Source organism: Microbacterium cucumeris (assembly GCF_058349845.2).
Genome location: NZ_JBYRIZ020000001.1, coordinates 1,058,747 through 1,075,148, shown reverse-complemented (window position 1 = coordinate 1,075,148; position 16,402 = coordinate 1,058,747). Strand labels below are relative to the sequence as shown.

Here is a 16,402-nt window from a genome sequence, read left to right as displayed (position 1 = left end):
CCTGGCTCTGTGCGATGTCGGATCCCGGTGCGAGGATGGGCGCATGCCCGAGTCACCGGAGGTACAGGCGCTCGTCGAGTATCTCGACGGGCGCATCGTCGGCCGCGCGATCGCCGCACTGGACGTCGCCGAGTTCCGTATCGTCAAGACACGCGACCGACCGCTGGGCACACTCGTCGGCGCAACGATCACCGGGATGCGCCGCTTCGGCAAGCATGTCGGCATCGAGACGTCGGCCGGCTGGCTGATGATCGGCTTCGGGCGCAACGGCTGGATCCGCTGGCATGCCCCCGGGGAACATGCCGACCAGCAGCCGGTGCCCGATGTCGCCCGGATCGCGCTCGATAACGGCGCGCTGATGCAGATTGTCGACACCGGTGACTTCCTCGCCGTCACGACCTCCGTCGTCGACGCGCCGACCGAGGTACCGGGCATCGCCGCCCTCGGGCCCGATCCGCTCTCCGCCGGTTTCTCCCGTGAGGATCTCGAGCGTGCGCTGGGCACACGCCGCAAGCAGATCAAAGCGCTGCTGCAGGAGCAGACATCCCTTGCCGGCATCGGCAACGCCTACTCCGACGAGATCCTGCATCGGGCGCGACTGCCGCTCGCGGTGCACGCCGCCACGCTCGACGCGGATGCGAGGGCGCGCCTCTTCGGCGCCATCGTCGACGTGATGCGGGGCGCATCCGACGACCGTCGCGGTCTCGCGCCCGACCGTCTCAAGCCGGCGAAGGTCGAGGCGATGGCTGTGCACGGCCGCGGAGGCGAACCGTGCCCGGTGTGCGGTACGACGATCATCGATCAGACCTTCTCGGGCGCATCCGCCCAGTCCTGCCCGCGCTGTCAAGCCGAGGATGATGTCGGCTGACCCGACCGCGACTCGACCAGCGCTGCGCGTCGACGACATGAGGGCGGGCAGGTGCCGGTCGGGCGTAGTCTTCAGGTGTCTCACCGTAAGGAGGCGTCGACATGGCCGATCAGCAGCGCGACCCGGGGCACGAGCACATCCCCGGCCCGGGGGAATCCTCGATTCCCGAAATCGAAGCGGACGAGACGATCGCCCCGCGCCCGGAGGAGGAGATCGCCGACATTCTTCGCGCGACCCCGGACGTCGCCGACCACAGTCGGCAGCGCACGGATCATCCGGATGCTTCCGGGCACTGAGGTCGCGGGGGTGCTCCGGCGGGCTCCGGTAACATGAACAGTCCGTGCCGCGACCGCATGGCCGACGAAGATCATGACGGCCATACGAGAGGACTGAAGAAGTGACCGAGAGCAGCGTCTTCGACCCGGCGGACCGCGCCGTTCCCTACGTCGACGAAGGCGAAGGCCCCGTCGCGCTCGTGCTGATCCCGGAGGCCGGCACCGACCACGATGTGCTCGGCGTGGTGTCGCACTACCTCGCCGAAGAGGCGGGATTCCGCGTGCTGCGCATCGGTCACCGCCCGGGCGGCGCGGACCTCGCCCTCGCGGACCGTGCCGACGACGTCATCGCCGTCATGGATCACGTCGGTCTCTCCGACGCGTGGATCGGCGGCCACGGGTTCGGCGGCACCGTCGCGGCTGCGGTCGTCGCGCAGCACCACGAGCGGGCGAACGGGCTGCTGCTCCTCGGCGTCGAGGACGCCGAGATCGAGCTGGCGCCCGTACTGCCCGTGCTGATCGTCCAGGCGACCGCCGACGAGGTCACCCCGGCGGCGAACGCGGATCGTCTGCACGCCAAGGCCCCCGCGCGGTCCAGCATCAAGATCGTGGACGGCGCGGATCATCTGTTCCCAGTCACGCATCCGGTCGAGACCGCCGTGATCATCGAGGAGTATCTCGACTGGGACTGACCGAGCGTCGGCTCTCGAGGACGGGCAACTCACTGCGGAAAGCCTCCGATCGGATCGGGCACGGAAGATCGGGCGGCGCGACGCGCATGCGACGAGCATGGATGTCGTAAGGAGGACCGCATGATCGGCACACTGAACGACCTGATCGATCGCATCGAGCAGACCCTCGACAGCGACCGCCCGGGTGAGGACGTCGACATCGCGGCGTTCGCCAGGGCGCACGGCACCACCGAGTACCACCTGCGGCGGATGTTCGCATCGCTGGCCGGGATGCCGGTGTCGGAGTACATCCGGCGTCGCCGGATGACCCGCGCCGCGGCTGAGCTCGTGGCCGGCGCCCGTGACCTGCTGACGGTCGCGGTGCGCTACGGCTACGGGTCCGTCGAGGCGTTCGGGCGGGCGTTCCGCTCGGTGCACGACACATCGCCGGCTCAGGTGCGCCGAGAAGGCGGTCCTCTCCGTACGCAGACCGCGCTCAGATTCCGTCTGAGCGTCGAAGGGAGGACCCCCATGGACGTCACGATCACCGACCGTCCCGCTTTCGCTCTCGTCGGCCACGCCGTCGAGGTGCCCCTCATTCACGAGGGCGTCAATCCGCACATCCAGGCTCACATCGCAGCACTGCCCCCGGAAGCCCATGTCCGGCTCAAGGCGATAGGGAACACGGAGCCTGCGGGCATCCTGGCCGTCTCCGACGGCCTCGAACCGGATGCCGCGGAGGGCACGCCTCTGACCTATATCCACGGCGTCGCGGTCTCGGAGGGCACGGATGTGCCCTCCGATCTGGACGAGATCCCCGTGCCGGCCGGCACCTGGGCCGTCTTCGCGTCCCGAGGAGCGTTCCCCGAAACGCTGCAGCGGCTGTGGGCCGCGACCGCGACCGAGTGGTTCCCGTCGAACCCGTGGCGGCTGCGCCCCGGGCCGTCGATCGTCCGCTACCTCGAGCTCACCGAGACCCACGCCGCCTGCGAATTGTGGCTGCCTGTCGAGCCGGGATGACCGGGAAGACGGTGCGGCGTGGACCTCACCCGTCCGGGGTGAATGCACGGCGCCGATCGGCCCGCGCGTCCTGCCCAGGCAGTACCGTTCGATTGGCCTGACGAATCGACGGCCTCCAACGAAAGGCGCATTCCCATGAACTTCTGGGCATCATTCTGGGACATCATCTGGTGGTTCATCCTCGTCTTCGCGTTCGTGTCGTACCTGTACGCACTGTTCGCGGTGATCGGGGACCTGTTCCGTGACCACAAGCTCAACGGCTGGTTCAAGGCCCTGTGGATCATCTTCTTGATCTTCGTGCCGTTCCTGACCGTACTCGTCTACCTGATCGCCCGCGGCGGCAGCATGGCCGAGCGCTACGCCGCGCAGGCGGAAGCCGCCAAGGCCTCCACCGACGCGTACATCCAGCAGGTCGCGGGCCAGAGCCCGGCCGACGAGATCGCGAAGGCGAAGGAGCTCCTGGCCTCCGGTGCCATCACCACCGAGGAGTTCGAGAGGATCAAGGCCAAGGCACTGAGCTGATCCTCTCTCGCGTCACGATGTCGCCCCCGCGCCGATGCATCGGTGCGGGGGCGACATCGTTCGCTCCGCTGCGCGTCAGACCGGCTGCGGAAGGATCGTGAAGCTGACGGCTCCCTCACCGTCGACGGCGGCGTCCAGCACCTTGTCGGCGAGGGCGTCCGCTGCGGCGGTCTCGAGGAACACCCGCGTACCTGCGGCCTCGATGACCTGATCCGCAGGTTCGGGGGAGGGCACCACGTGAACGGCGAAGCGGGCCTCGCCGTTGGGACCGGGGGCCGGTGCGGACTCGATCCGCAGCCCGGCGTCCTGTCCGTTCTCCTGGCCGGCCACGATCGTGGTCACGACGGCGTTTGCATTGTCGGTGAGGGTGAGCACGCGGCTCTCCTTCCGTTCGCGGACACACACCCCGGACGGGGCATGTCCGGGCCACGATTCCGGACGCGGCTGATCGCATCAACCCCCTTGCGCCGACTCGGAGGGTTCTCCCACCTTCCCGCTTCAGGCCTGACCGAGTTCCTCGCGCAGCCGCGGCTCGGTGCGCCGCTCAGGGCGGACTCCCGACTTGTCGGCGTAGAACGCGCGGATCCGGTCCATGTCCGAGCGGACGTCTCCGGACAGAGTGAAGGTCGGCCCGAGACCGGTCGTCATGGTCGTCCGGTCGACGAAGCCCAGCGTCACCGGCATCCCGGTCCGCATCGCGATGCGATAGAAGCCGCTCTTCCAGTACTCGTTGCCGCCACGGGTCCCGTCGGGTGTGATGACGAGAGCGAACACGTCCCCGGCATCCACGTCCGCGATGACGTCGGCGACGACGCGGCCGGGGTCGTCGCGGTCGACGGCGATCCCGCCGAGCCGGCGCATGATCGGACCGCGCCAGCCGCGGAACAGGCTCTTCTTGCCCAGCCAGTGCACGTCGATCCCCAGCCGCCACGCGATGGCGAGCATGAGCACGAAGTCCCAGTTCGACGTGTGCGGCGCACCGACGAGGATCGTGGGGCGGCTCGGCGCCTCTCCGCCCGTGAGCGTCCAGCGGCTGAACGTCCAGAAGACGCGGGCGAGAAGGCGGGTGAGCATCAGACCACCGTAGGCGACGGCGCATGCGTCTCAGGGCATGGAACGGCGCCGTCCTCGGCCGCGATGCGCCAGCCGGGGCAGCGCCACCCACAGCACGATCACGATCAGGCTGGCGGTGATCAGCACGATCAGTGCGGCCGTGTGCCCGAGGACGAAGTCGAAGATGAGGGTGGTCACTCCGGCGCTGAGCAGGCCGATCACGCACAGGTCCGCCTTGACGATCCGCGACGTGAAGCGCACCAGATCGGGTTTGCGGTGCATCCCGAACCAGGCGCGATGCAGTCCGACCGGGGTCAGGGAGAGGATCGTGGCGAGAGCCGCGAGGCCGACGAGCACGAGGTAGAGCGCGCGCTGCAGTTCGTCGAGCTCGGTGAAGCGAGGCTGGAACGCGACGGCGAGCAGGAAACCGGACAGCACCTGCGTGCCGGTCTGCATGACGCGAAGCTCCTGCATGAGCTCGTCCCAGTTGCGGTCGGCGCGTTCGTTGGCCGACTCGTCGCGGCCGTCGGTCTGGGTGTCCTCGTCGCTCATACCGGCAGTCTCGATCCGGGACCGCCGGCTTGTCCAGGGGCTTGCGGCCGCCCCGATCGTCCGGGCCGCGCCTCCGTCTGCGCACGGGCGTAGCATGGAGGCATGAGCGATCCTCAGACCTCAGACGCGACGCCGGCGGCGAAGCCCCTCGTCGCGCCGGGCGGACTCGACCTCCTGGGCGGCGCGGACGCCGGCTCCTGCAGCGGCGGCTTCTGCGCGCTGCCGACCGAGTGACGACGCGCCGCGGCATCCTGTCCGGACACCGCGGCGCTGAGGCGGTCAGTGACCGCCGTGGAAGCCCTCTCCCGCGTCGTCGGCCGGCTTGCGGACGAAGCCGGCGAGCACGACCGCCGCGAGGGAGATGATCGCGGCCAGCAGGAACGCCGTGCGGGCACCGGGCGCACCGGCCACGGCCTTCGACAGCCCTTCGCTCTCGCCCGCGTGCAGGATCGACGAGTACACGACGGTCATGACCGCGACTCCCGCCGCACCGGCGACCTGCTGGAGCGTGTTCAGCACCGCCGAGCCGTGCGAGTAGAACCGGCGCTCCAGCGAACCGAGGGACGCCGAGAACAGCGGGGTGAACGACATCGCGAGCCCCACCGACATGACGGTCTGCACGAGCACGAGCATCCACCACGGCGTGTGCTCGCCGACGGTCGCATAGAAGAACAGCGCGCCCGAGACCATGATCGTTCCGGGGATCAGGAGCGTGCGCGTCCCGCGGGCGTCGTAGATGCGCCCCATGACCGGACCGAGCAGACCCATGAGAACCGAACCGGGCAGCAGGATGAGACCGGACTGCAGCGCATCGAGTCCGGCCACGTTCTGCAGGTACTGCGGCAGCAGCGTGAGCGTTCCGAACATGGACAGCGCGACGATCGACATGATGATGACGGCGATCGTGAAGTTGCGCGAGCGGAACACGCGCAGGTCGAGCAGGGCGTCGTCGATGCGCTGCAGCACGAGCTGACGCCACACGAACAGCGCCAACGCGATCGCACCGACGACCAGCGCGACGGCTCCGGTCGTCGCGGCGCCCGCGCCGTGGCCGCCGAACTGGCTGAGGCCGTACACGACGCCGCCGAAGCCGAACGCGGCGAGCGGAATCGACAGCACGTCGAGCGGGACCTTCTTCGTCTCGCCCAGGTTGGTCATCCACTTGGCGCCCATGGCCAGGGCCACGATGGCGATCGGCAGCACGATGCCGAACAGCCAGCGCCAGTTCAGAGCCTCGAGGACGGCGCCGGCGAGCGTCGGTCCGATCGCGGGGGCCAGCGAGATGACGAGACCGACGCGGCCCATCATGCGGCCGCGCGACTGCGGCGGCACGACGTTCATCATCGTGGTCATCAGCAGCGGCATCATGACACCGGTGCCGGCCGCCTGGATCACGCGACCCGCGAGCAGCACGGTGAAGCCGGGCGCGATGAGGCACACGAGCGTGCCCAGCGTGAACGCGCTCATCGCCGCGATGAACACCTGCCGGGTGGTGAACCGCTGCAGGATGAAGCCGGTCGTCGGGATCACGACGGCCATCGTGAGCATGAACGCGCTCGTCAGCCACTGCCCGAGCTCGGGCGGCAGACCCATGTCCTCGTTGAGCTTCGGAATGGCGATGCCCATCGTCGTCTCGTTGAGGATCGCGACGAAGGCGGCCACCAGCAGCAGCCAGATGACCCGCATGTCCGAGCGGGCGATCATCGGCTCGGCCTTGGCGGTCGTGGGGATGGAACCGGTCGTGGTGGCCATGACGTCTCCTCAGGTCGGGGCGGGCGAACGGCCACCGGCGGAACCGACAGATACGGCATCCGCTCGAGGGCAAGCCTCAAGGATAACGGCAGCCTGTGACATCGCATTCCCGTTCCGGCTGAATTCGTTCGGACGATTTCCCTGCGGGCTAGGCTGACCGCATGAGCATGGGCGGCGGGCACGGCGGGGGAGGCCGCGGAGGCGGTCCGGGCTTCCGAGGAGTGGATGAGGCGGCGCAGAAGAGGCTGAACGCGGAAGCGCCCAGGATCGCCGGGCTCGGCTCGCGGGTGGTCGCCCTCTTCCGTCCCTACGTCGGACGCATCGTCGTGACCGGGCTCCTCGTCATCGCCGGGGCGGCCATCGCCGTCGTCCCGCCGCTGATCGTGCAGCGCATCTTCGACGACGCCTTGTTCCCCGTCGACGGCTCCCCTCCGGATCTGGGGCTGCTGGTCCGGCTCGTGGCGCTCATGGTGGGGCTGTTCCTGCTGTCCGCGGCGCTCGGCGTCGCCCAGACCTGGTTCACCTCGACCGTCGGCAACCGGGTCACCGGGGACCTGCGCGTGAAGCTGTTCGAGCACCTGCAGGAGATGGAGCTCGGGTTCTTCACCCGCACCAAGACCGGGGTCATCCAGTCCCGACTGCAGAACGACGTCGGCGGCGTGTCCGGGGTGCTCACGAACACCGTGACGAGCATCCTCGGCAACGTGGTCACGGTGATCGCGTCGCTGGTCGCGATGATCCTCATCGACTGGCGCCTCACGCTCATCGCCGTGGTGATCATGCCGTTCCTCATCATCGTCCAGCGCCGGGTCGGGCAGGTGCGCGCCCGGATCGCCGGAGAGACGCAGGAGTCGCTGAGCGAGCTGACGAGCATCACGCAGGAGACCCTGAGCGTGTCGGGGATGCTGCTGTCGAAGGCCTTCAACCGGCAGCGCACCGAGTCCGAGCGGTACCAGGCCGAGAACCGCAACCAGGTGACGCTGCAGGTGCGCAGGGCGATGAGCGGTCAGGGATTCTTCGCTGTCGTCCAGGTCCTGATGTCCTCGGTGCCGGCGATCATCTACCTCGTCTCCGGGTACTTCATCGCCGGGGGCGTCGACGCGATCACCGCCGGCACGATCGTCGCGTTCACGACCGTGCAGGCGCGACTGCTCATGCCTCTCATGGGCCTCATGCGGGTGGCGCTGGACCTGCAGACCTCGGCAGCGCTGTTCGCCCGCATCTTCGAGTACCTGGACCTGGTCCCCGAGATCCGGGATGCTCCGGATGCCGTCGACGTCGCCCGGGCCCCGGGGCCGCGGGGGCGCGTCGAGTTCCGCGACGTCGTGTTCCGGTATCCGGATGCCTCCGCCGACGTGCGTCCGACATTGCAGGGAGTGTCCTTCGTCGCCGAGCCCGGCCAGCACGTCGCGTTCGTCGGACCGTCGGGTGCCGGCAAGACGACCGTGCTGTATCTCGTTCCTCGCCTGTACGAGGCAGCATCGGGAGAGGTGCTGTTCGCCGGAGCGGATGTCCGTTCTCTCACGCAGGAGTCGATCATCGACGAGGTCGGGATCGTGTCCCAGGAGACCTATCTCTTCCATGCCACGATCCGCGAGAACCTGCGCTACGCCAAGCCCGATGCGACCCAGGAGGAGATCGAGGCCGCCTGCGCGGCGGCGAACATCCACCACATCATCAGCGGCTTCGAGCAGGGATACGACACGGTCGTCGGGGAGCGGGGGTACCGCCTGTCCGGCGGGGAGAAGCAGCGCATCGCGATCGCGCGCGTGCTGCTGAAGGATCCTCCCGTGCTGCTGCTGGACGAGGCGACCTCCGCGCTGGACACGGTGTCGGAGCGCGTCGTCCAGGAGGCGCTCGACGAGGCGGCGAAGGGACGGACCGTGTTGTCCATCGCCCATCGGCTGTCGACCGTGATCGGCGCGGACGTCATCCACGTCCTCGAGGCCGGCCGCATCGTCGAATCCGGGACGCACGCGCAACTGCTCGCGGCGGGTGGCCTCTACGCCGAGCTCGCGGCCCAGCAGGTCGCGGCGTCGCGCATCACCGGGATCGAGGAGGAGGCGCGATACTCCGGGGCCGTCGCCGCCGGCCTCGCGGCACGCCGGGCGGACCAGGCGCCCGAAGACTCGGCGGGGGAGGATGCCGTCGCCGCCCTCACCTCGCCGGTGCCGCTGCTCGAAGAGTCCGCGTCGGAAGACCGGGTGACGCCGCCGGAGGCCTGACTCAGTCCGGCGGCCGCAGATCGGCGACCGAGCCGCCGGGGATGTACCGGGCGCTCAGCATCCTCACCACCGGCTCGGACCCCGCATCGCCCTGTGCTCCGAGCCTGGCCAGCATGAGGTCCGCGGCGGCCTCGGCGAGCGCATCGACGTCCTGCTCCATCGTGTCGAGGGCCGGGCGGGTCATCCGTGCGATCTGCGGCATGTCGAATCCGACGAACGACATGTCGCCGGGAACGCGAGCACCGGATTCGTTCAGCGCGGTCAGCGCCCCGACGCCCAGCAGGTTCATCGCGACGAACACTGCCGTGGGCCGCTCCTCGAGCAGGAGGAGACGCTGCATCGCCGAGCGTCCCGCCTCCACGCTCAGCGGAGAGCTGATGACGTACTCGTCGCGGGCAGGGATCCGACGCGCCTGCAACTGCATGCGGACGCCGGCCAGCCGCGCGACCAGGGTCGGGGTGTCGTCCCCGGCCAGATAGGCGATGCGCTCGTGTCCGTGGTCGATGAGATGCTGGATCGCGGTCGCCGCCGCCGTCTCATTGTCGATGACGACCGCATCCACGTCGAGTCCCGGTGCGCGCCAGTCCAGGGTCACGATCGGCGTCCCGCCTTCGGAGAGCTCCATCAGTCCCGGGACAGCGCGACGGGTGGGGATCGTGATGATGCCGTCGACCATCCGTCCGGAGAGGAAGCTCACCGCGTCTCCGCTTCCCGCGATGTCGGCGTGGTCGGCGCAGATCAGCACGCTCACGCCGTTGTGGCGCAGCCGACGTTCGAGTCCGGACAGGATTGAGAGGTAGAAGTCGCTCGTGAGGTCGGGCAGCAGGACGCCGACGGTCCGCGAACGGCCGGAGCGGAGATTCCGTGCCAGTTCGTTCGGGCGGTACCGCAGCCGTTTCGCCGCCTCTTCGATGGCGCGGGCGTTCTCCGGTCGGACGGTCCCGCCGTTGTAGTACTTCGAGATCGTCGCGAGCGACAGTCCCGTCGCGTGCTGAAGGTCCTTGTACGTCGCCATCGTGTCCTCTTCTCGGCAAACGAAACGTTACGCCACGGTTCGCGCTCGCCGTCCTTCCGACACGGCATTCCCACAGGGACGCCCGAAGAAAGGGACATCGGATGTTTTGGCTCAGGGGTTGACGTCTGGCGCGTGATTGCGCAAGATTGGCGGCGTATACATCCGATCTGACTCCGAGCCAGGTCGTCTCCCGTCCATTCTTCGATGAGGAAGGCCAGATGATGAAACGATACGCGAAGGGCACTCTCGCAGCCGTGGGAGTATCCGCATTGCTCGTGGGGTGCTCCGGCGGTGCATCCGGAAGCGGTCAGCAGGACGGCGTCACGACGCTGACCTTCTCGATGTGGGCCGGATCAGATGCCGAGAACGAGGCGCTGAAGACCCTCGTCGCTCTCGTCGAGGAGGAGAACCCGGACATCCGGCTCGAGCTCGAGACCGCACCCTTCAACGACTATTGGACGAAGCTCGCCGCGCAGGCGAGCGGTGGATCCGAAGCCTGCATCCTCGGGGTCCAGTCCCCGCGGACGACCAGCATCCAGGGACTGCTCCGGCCGCTGGACGACGCCTCTCTCGAGGCGGCCGGGATCGATCTCGCAGAGTTCGATCCCTCGATCGTCGAGGCGACGAGCGTGGGCGGCGAGCAGATGGCGGTTCCGTACGATCTGGGGCCGTTGATCGTCTTCTACAACGCCGACGCGTTCACGGCCGCCGGACTCGATGCTCCCGCGGCGGACTGGACGGTCGAGGACTTCACCGAGGCGGCCGCCGCGCTGTCCGGTGACGGCTCGTACGGCTACGCCATCAACCCCTCGCTGGACACCACGACTGCCTGGTCGTTGACGCTCGCGGGTGATCAGGGCGTCGCGGAGGACGGCACGCTCCAGATGGACAGTCCGGCGATGGTCGAGGCGGTCGAGTTCCTGCAGGGCCTGGTCGCGGAAGGGAGCTCTCCGCAGCTCCCCGCGACGAGCGACAGCTACAACGCGTTGAACTCGTTCGTCGCCGGCGATTCCGCCATGGCCGTCGACGGTCCCTGGCAACTGGCCTACGTCGCCGAGCAGGTCGGCTTCGAGTTCGGGGTGGCGACCATCCCTGCCGGGCCGGACGGGACGAGCACCCCGGTCGCCGGTTCGGGGTACGGCGTCAGCGCCTCCTGCGCGTATCCGGAGGAGGCGCTGCGTGCCATCGCGACACTGACCGGACCCGAGGCGCAGACCGCCCTCGCCGAGATGGGGCGCGCGTACCCCGCACGCGTCGCCGAGCAGCCCTCCTACTTCCACGGCGAGTTCGAGGTCGCCGAGGAGACGCTCTCGAGCGCGGGCGAGAGCGGACAGCCGTTGCGTTCGACGGCGAACTTCACACAGGTGAACACGCTGTTCAACCAGTACGCGGTGAGCGCACTGAACGGCGACCTCAGCGCGTCGGACTTCCTCGCCACGGTCCAGACGCAGACCGAGGCCGGCGCGAAGCAGTGACGACGGCTCGCACACGGAGGGAGCCGTCGACGACGGCGGCTCCCTCGCGCGCTTCGGCTCGTCGGGAGGCGCAAGCCGCGTGGGGCTTCCTCGCGCCCAGCGGCCTGGGCTTCCTGGCGTTCACGCTGGGACCCATCGTCGCCTCGATCGTGATCGCGTTCTTCGCCTGGCCCGTCGTCGGCGAGCGCTCGTTCACGGGGCTGGGGAACTTCATCACGATCCTCACCGCCGATCCGATGTTCTGGCGGACGGTCGGCAACACCCTGCTCTTCGTCGTCCTCTACGTCCCGCTGAACTTCGTGCTCGCGCTGGGACTGGCGATCTGGATCTCGCCGCGGATCCGCGGTCGTGGCCTCTACCGGATGCTCTTCTTCCTGCCGGCCGTGACCCCGATCGTCGCGAACGCGCTGGTGTGGCGTCTGCTCGTCCAGCCGAACGGCGTGTTCGCGGACATCGCCGGCTGGTTCGGAATCGAGGGGTTCAACCCGCTCGGGACCGAGACCGGAGCGATGACGGTGATCGTCGTGATGTCCCTGTGGCAGGGATTCGGATACAACATGCTCGTCTTCTCCGCGGGGCTCGACTCGATCCCCGAACCGCTGTACGAGGCCGCTTCGCTGGACGGGGCCGGTGCGTTCCGCCGATTCTGGAACATCACCCTCCCGATGCTGTCGCCGTCGATCTTCTTCGCGACGGTGATGACCCTCATCACCGCCTTCCAGGTCTTCGCCCAGCCCTATGTCCTCACGGGAGGCGGCCCCGGGATCTCCACCACCACGATGGTGATGTACCTGTATCAGCGCGGGTTCCAGCTCTTCGACCTGGGCGCGGCTTCGGCCGTCGCGACGATCCTGTTCGCGATCATCGCCGTCATCACGGCCGTCCAGTTCATCGGTCAACGCAAGTGGGTGCACTATGAGTGAGTCGACCATCGAGATCACCTCCACCAGAGCGGTGATCCAGCCGCCCCGCCGTCGCGAACGCTTCGTGTCGCGGCCGGCGTCGCCCCGGCAGCGCTCCGCCCGCGTGCGCGGCATCGTGTCGCAGACCCTGCTGACCGTGGTCCTCGTGGTGTTCCTGCTGCCCTTCGTCTGGATGATCGCGACCGCGCTCAAGCCCGGCAACGAGGTGTTCTCGTCCCCGCCGACGTTCTTCGGCTCCGAGATCCGATGGCAGAACTTCGCCGAGGCGTGGACCTACGTGCCCTTCGGACGGTTCATGATCAACGGCATCATCGTCTCGGTTCTCGGCACCATCCTGGTGTGCGTCACCAGCGTCCTGGCGGCGTACGCGTTCGCCCGTCTGCGGTTCCGCGGCCGATCGGGCATGTTCGCGCTCTACCTGGTCACGCTCCTGGTGCCTCAGGAGGTCGTGGTCATCCCCATGTTCATCCTGATGCAGGAGCTCGGGTGGCAGAACAGCTACCAGGCGCTGATCCTGCCCTGGGCGTTCACGGCCTTCGGGACGTTCCTGCTGCGGCAGTTCTTCCTGACCGTGCCGAGGGAGCTCGAGGAGGCGGCGATCATCGACGGCGCGAGCCGCTGGCGCACGCTGCTGTCGATCATCGTGCCGATCGCGCGTCCGGCCATCGCCGTGCTGGCGGTGTTCACCTTCATCAACTACTGGAACAGCTTCCTGTGGCCGCTGATCATCGTCTCCACCCAGGACATGGCCACGGTGCCGATCGGACTCAACAGCTTCCTGGGGCAGCAGGGAAACCAGTGGCAGCTGCTGATGGCGGCATCCACCATCTCCATGCTGCCGACGGCGCTCATCGTCATCCTTCTTCAGCGGCACCTCGTCCGAGGAATCGCGCTCTCCGGCCTCGGCGGCCGCTAACACGAAAGGACCACATGACCGACAAGACCTGGACCGACCTGGACCGTGACCTGCCCGACTGGTACGCGCGGGCGAAGTTCGGCATCTTCATCCACTGGGGCGCGTATTCAGTTCCCGCCTGGGCGGAGCCGATCGGAGCTCTGGGCGAGATCGAGGACAAGACCTGGTTCTCACACAACCCCTATGCGGAGTGGTATCTGAACACGATCCGCATCGACGGCAGCCCTGCGCAGCAGCATCACCGGGACGTGTACGGCGATGCGCCGTACGACGACTTCCTCGACCAGTGGGGCGCGGAGCGGTTCGACCCGCAGGCCTGGGCAGACCTGTTCGCCGCCGCCGGTGCCGAGTACGTGGTCCCGACCACCAAGCACCACGACGGCATCACGCTCTGGGATGCACCGGGAACCGGCACCCGCAACACCGTGCACCGCGGTCCGCGGCGTGACCTCGTCGGGGACATCGCCGAAGCGGTGCGTGAGAGGGGGATCCGTTTCGGCGTCTACTACTCGGGCGGGCTGGACTGGTCGGTCACCGACTTCCCTCCGCACCGCTCCCATGACGAGGTCCATTCGCTGCGGCCCGTCGACGCGGCCTATCACGCCTATGCGGCCGCGCACGTGCGCGACCTGATCGATCGCTATCATCCCGACGTCCTCTGGAACGACATCGAATGGCCGGATGCCGGCAAGCATCGCGACGCCGGGGGGCTCCACGAACTGTTCCGCGATTATTTCGCGGCGCATCCGGACGGCGTGGTCAACGACCGCTGGGGAGACACGTACTACGACGTGGCCACGACGGAATACTCCGCCATGAAGGAGAACGAGTCGAAGGAGGTCTGGGAGAACAACCGCGGACTGGGCTGGTCGTTCGGCTACAACCGCCTGGAGTCGCCGAAGGAGATCCTGGACGCCTCGCGCCTCGCCCGACTCTGGGTGGACATCGTCTCGAAGGGCGGACGTCTGCTGCTGAACGTCGGCCCGACCGCCGAGGGCGACATCCCCGAGAAGCAGCGCCGCAGCCTGGAGGGGTTCGGAGCGTGGAAGCGTCCGCTGGCCGACCTCGCCGCCGGCACCGTCCGCGCGGACCTCGGGGACGTCGCGACGGATGACCCGTGGCGGCGGGACTGGATCACCGCGGACGAGCGGATCGTGTTCCTCGGAGAGGCGGGGGAGCACCGCGTCCGCGTCGACGGGTTCCGGCCCGAAGGCGCGCGAGTGCTGACGGGGAGCGCCGACGTCGAGCCCGGGGACGGCGATGTCGTCGTGCGGGTGCACGAGGTCGGCGAGGGACTGGTGGCCGTCGCGTTCGCTCGCGCCTGACGATGGTGCGGGTGCACTCGCGGGGGAGTGCACCCGCACCGCACCTCAGTGCGCCGACAGGCCGCCGTCCACGAACAGCGAGTGCCCGGTGACGTACGCGGATCCGGCGCCCGCCAGGAAGACGGCGGCCCCGGCGAAGTCGTCCGGGACGCCGTTGCGGCCGATCATCGTCCGAGCCGCGAGGGCGGCGATCTTGTCCGGGTCCTCCTGCAGCCGCGCGTTCAGCGGCGTCAGCACGAAGCCGGGGACGAGGGTGTTGCTCGTCACGCCGGTGCCGCCCCACGCCTCCGCCTCGGAGCGCATGAGGGATTCGATCGCGCCCTTCGAGGCGCCGTAGATCCCGCTTCCCACGAACGCGCGATGGGCCTGTTGCGAACTGATGTGGATCAGGCGTCCGTAGCCGCGCGACGCCATGCCCTGCGCATAGCGCTGGCCGAGCAGGAACGGCGCGAGCGCGTTCACGGTCATCGTCGCGTCCCAGTCGTCTTCCGTGATCTCCGGATACGGCGGACGGATGTTGACGCCGGCGGAGTTCACCAGGATGTCCGGTTCGCCGAAGGGTTCGGCCGCAGCGTCCGCGACGGCATGGATGCCGGCGCGGGTGCTGAGGTCGCCGATGACGCCGGCGGCGCGGCATCCGGCATCGGTCAGCGTGCGCACCGTCTGCTCCACGCGTTCCTGACCGCGCGCGACGATCACAGTCGCGGCGCCCGCGCGGGCGAGGGCGGTGGCGATGCCGCGGCCGATGCCGGAGCTGCCGCCGGTCACGACGGCGGTCCGGCCGCCGAGCGAGAAGAGGGAATCGAGGAAGTCGTTCATGTGTCTCCTGACACGCGGGCGCGCTCGGGGCGTCACCAGCTGAGCGCGGCCGCGAGGGTGGGGTCTGGGTGGGCGTCGGCGAACTCGGGGAGTGCGTGCAGCTCGTCGACGAAGGCGGTGACCGCCGCGGCGTATGCGGGATCGGGATGGCTGCCGGCGATCTCCTGGAGCGGCGGCACGTCCATGGCGAGGATGAGGTCGAGTCTAGCCGTCACGGCCGCGTGCGCCCCGGCATCCTGCAGCACCCGGATTCCGCCGCGCAGGGCCGCCAGGTAGTCCCGGAGCACGGGCAGCTGGGCCTTCCCCTGCGTGATCGACGAACCGTCGGCACGCAGCCGCCAGCGCACGACGACGTCGGGGATGACGTCGAAGGCGCGCGCCGTGGTGTACATCCGCTGAGCGACGATCTGGTCCTCGTAAGCGACATCGGTGGGGAAGCGCAGGTCTCCCCAGAGATCCGATCGGCTGATCTTCGACCACGCGACGATGTTGGCCGAGGCCTTCGGATGCTCGAAGATCGTGGTGCCCCGGCGTTCGGGGGCCGTGGCTGCGGCCACCCAGGGCTGCACACGCCCGGGGACATATGCGCCGTCCCGATGGCGGGAGCGCACATAGGCGGCCGCGACGAAGTCGCTGCCGGTCTCAGCCAGTGTTCCGGTGAGTCGCGCGAGCGCCGATGGCGTGAGTTCGTCGTCTCCGTCCAGGAAGCCGACGAGTTCGGTGTCGACGCGGTCGAGTCCGGCGTTGCGGGCGGCGCCGAGTCCGATCGAGCGGTCGTGACGAATGACGTCGAAGCGCGGGTCGGATGCCGCCGCTTGCGCGAAGACCTCGCCGGTGCCGTCCCGCGACCCGTCGTCGATGAGCAGCGCACGCCATCGGGGCTCGCTCTGCGCGCGCAGGGAGTCGAGAGCGGCCGGGACGTAGGCGGCGATGTCGCGGCCGGGGACGATGAGCGTGACGATCGGGGCGGGCACGTGCCGAGTCTATGGCG

The 16,402-nt window shown here is 68.8% G+C and carries 18 protein-coding genes; 11 read left to right on the top strand and 7 right to left on the bottom strand.

Going from position 1 to position 16,402, the window contains the following annotated elements; translation table 11 throughout:
* Window positions 1–43 precede the first annotated feature (43 nt).
* From AC3RXZ_RS05275 to AC3RXZ_RS05255, 5 genes are all read left to right on the top strand, one after another.
* Window positions 44–868 carry a DNA-formamidopyrimidine glycosylase family protein gene (locus AC3RXZ_RS05275; protein ID WP_491493349.1) on the top strand — a complete coding sequence of 275 codons (825 nt, stop codon included), beginning with the start codon at window positions 44–46 and terminating at the stop codon, window positions 866–868.
* A 101-nt stretch (window positions 869–969) separates the two neighbouring features.
* On the top strand, window positions 970–1,164 hold the full coding sequence (locus tag AC3RXZ_RS05270) for a hypothetical protein (RefSeq protein WP_243224741.1): 195 nt from the start codon (window positions 970–972) through the stop codon (window positions 1,162–1,164).
* 101 nt (window positions 1,165–1,265) lie between these two features.
* On the top strand, window positions 1,266–1,835 hold the full coding sequence (locus AC3RXZ_RS05265) for an alpha/beta fold hydrolase (protein WP_491493348.1): 570 nt from the start codon (window positions 1,266–1,268) through the stop codon (window positions 1,833–1,835).
* A 120-nt stretch (window positions 1,836–1,955) separates the two neighbouring features.
* Window positions 1,956–2,834, top strand: a complete 879-nt coding sequence (locus tag AC3RXZ_RS05260; RefSeq protein ID WP_491493347.1) for a GyrI-like domain-containing protein — start codon at window positions 1,956–1,958, stop codon at window positions 2,832–2,834.
* A gap of 135 nt (window positions 2,835–2,969) precedes the next feature.
* Window positions 2,970–3,356, top strand: a complete 387-nt coding sequence (locus tag AC3RXZ_RS05255; RefSeq protein ID WP_491493346.1) for an SHOCT domain-containing protein — start codon at window positions 2,970–2,972, stop codon at window positions 3,354–3,356.
* 75 nt (window positions 3,357–3,431) lie between these two features.
* Here the strand turns inward: AC3RXZ_RS05255 and AC3RXZ_RS05250 are convergent, their stop codons facing one another.
* The 3 genes from AC3RXZ_RS05250 to AC3RXZ_RS05240 all read right to left on the bottom strand — a co-directional run bounded on the left by AC3RXZ_RS05250 (window position 3,432) and on the right by AC3RXZ_RS05240 (window position 4,961).
* Window positions 3,432–3,731, bottom strand: a complete 300-nt coding sequence (locus tag AC3RXZ_RS05250) for a Fe-S cluster assembly protein HesB (protein ID WP_243224745.1) — start codon at window positions 3,729–3,731, stop codon at window positions 3,432–3,434.
* Window positions 3,732–3,854: 123 nt separating this feature from the next.
* The gene (locus tag AC3RXZ_RS05245) at window positions 3,855–4,430 is read right to left on the bottom strand and encodes a 1-acyl-sn-glycerol-3-phosphate acyltransferase (protein WP_491493345.1); all 576 of its coding nucleotides are present in this window, start codon (window positions 4,428–4,430) and stop codon (window positions 3,855–3,857) included.
* Between the two features lie 30 nt (window positions 4,431–4,460).
* On the bottom strand, window positions 4,461–4,961 hold the full coding sequence (locus AC3RXZ_RS05240; RefSeq protein ID WP_491493344.1) for a DUF6328 family protein: 501 nt from the start codon (window positions 4,959–4,961) through the stop codon (window positions 4,461–4,463).
* A 102-nt stretch (window positions 4,962–5,063) separates the two neighbouring features.
* Between AC3RXZ_RS05240 and AC3RXZ_RS05235 the strand changes: the two genes are divergently transcribed.
* Window positions 5,064–5,195 (top strand): hypothetical protein, encoded by a 132-nt coding sequence (locus tag AC3RXZ_RS05235; RefSeq protein WP_491493343.1) that lies wholly within the window; start codon window positions 5,064–5,066, stop codon window positions 5,193–5,195.
* A 45-nt stretch (window positions 5,196–5,240) separates the two neighbouring features.
* Here AC3RXZ_RS05235 and AC3RXZ_RS05230 read toward each other — a convergent pair whose 3' ends face one another.
* A complete protein-coding gene (locus AC3RXZ_RS05230) occupies window positions 5,241–6,713 on the bottom strand; it encodes an MDR family MFS transporter (RefSeq protein ID WP_491493342.1) in 1,473 nt (490 codons plus the stop codon).
* Between the two features lie 167 nt (window positions 6,714–6,880).
* Here AC3RXZ_RS05230 and AC3RXZ_RS05225 point away from each other — a divergent pair, with 167 nt between their 5' ends.
* The gene (locus AC3RXZ_RS05225; protein WP_491493502.1) at window positions 6,881–8,938 is read left to right on the top strand and encodes an ABC transporter ATP-binding protein; all 2,058 of its coding nucleotides are present in this window, start codon (window positions 6,881–6,883) and stop codon (window positions 8,936–8,938) included.
* Between the two features lies 1 nt (window position 8,939).
* On the opposite strand, the gene AC3RXZ_RS05220 is transcribed toward AC3RXZ_RS05225, so the two are convergent.
* Entirely contained in the window at window positions 8,940–9,953 is a 1,014-nt protein-coding gene (locus tag AC3RXZ_RS05220) for a LacI family DNA-binding transcriptional regulator (RefSeq protein WP_243224748.1), read from the bottom strand.
* A 218-nt stretch (window positions 9,954–10,171) separates the two neighbouring features.
* Here AC3RXZ_RS05220 and AC3RXZ_RS05215 point away from each other — a divergent pair, with 218 nt between their 5' ends.
* From AC3RXZ_RS05215 to AC3RXZ_RS05200, 4 genes are read left to right on the top strand one after another with little or no spacing between them, the layout of a single operon-like run.
* Window positions 10,172–11,428, top strand: a complete 1,257-nt coding sequence (locus AC3RXZ_RS05215; RefSeq protein WP_491493341.1) for an ABC transporter substrate-binding protein — start codon at window positions 10,172–10,174, stop codon at window positions 11,426–11,428.
* Window positions 11,425–12,351, top strand: a complete 927-nt coding sequence (locus AC3RXZ_RS05210; RefSeq protein WP_491493340.1) for a carbohydrate ABC transporter permease — start codon at window positions 11,425–11,427, stop codon at window positions 12,349–12,351. Before AC3RXZ_RS05215 ends, AC3RXZ_RS05210 begins: the two co-directional genes overlap by 4 nt.
* Window positions 12,344–13,267, top strand: coding sequence for a carbohydrate ABC transporter permease (locus tag AC3RXZ_RS05205; protein ID WP_243224751.1), 924 nt, complete (start codon window positions 12,344–12,346; stop codon window positions 13,265–13,267). The genes AC3RXZ_RS05210 and AC3RXZ_RS05205 overlap by 8 nt, the downstream gene beginning before the upstream one ends.
* 14 nt (window positions 13,268–13,281) lie before the next feature.
* A complete protein-coding gene (locus tag AC3RXZ_RS05200) occupies window positions 13,282–14,592 on the top strand; it encodes an alpha-L-fucosidase (protein WP_491493339.1) in 1,311 nt (436 codons plus the stop codon).
* A gap of 45 nt (window positions 14,593–14,637) precedes the next feature.
* Here the strand turns inward: AC3RXZ_RS05200 and AC3RXZ_RS05195 are convergent, their stop codons facing one another.
* Both AC3RXZ_RS05195 and AC3RXZ_RS05190 read right to left on the bottom strand, forming a co-directional pair.
* Complete coding sequence (locus AC3RXZ_RS05195) at window positions 14,638–15,411, bottom strand: SDR family NAD(P)-dependent oxidoreductase (RefSeq protein ID WP_491493338.1); 774 nt, start codon at window positions 15,409–15,411, stop codon at window positions 14,638–14,640.
* Window positions 15,412–15,443: 32 nt separating this feature from the next.
* A complete protein-coding gene (locus AC3RXZ_RS05190) occupies window positions 15,444–16,385 on the bottom strand; it encodes a glycosyltransferase family 2 protein (RefSeq protein WP_491493337.1) in 942 nt (313 codons plus the stop codon).
* Window positions 16,386–16,402 lie beyond the last annotated feature (17 nt).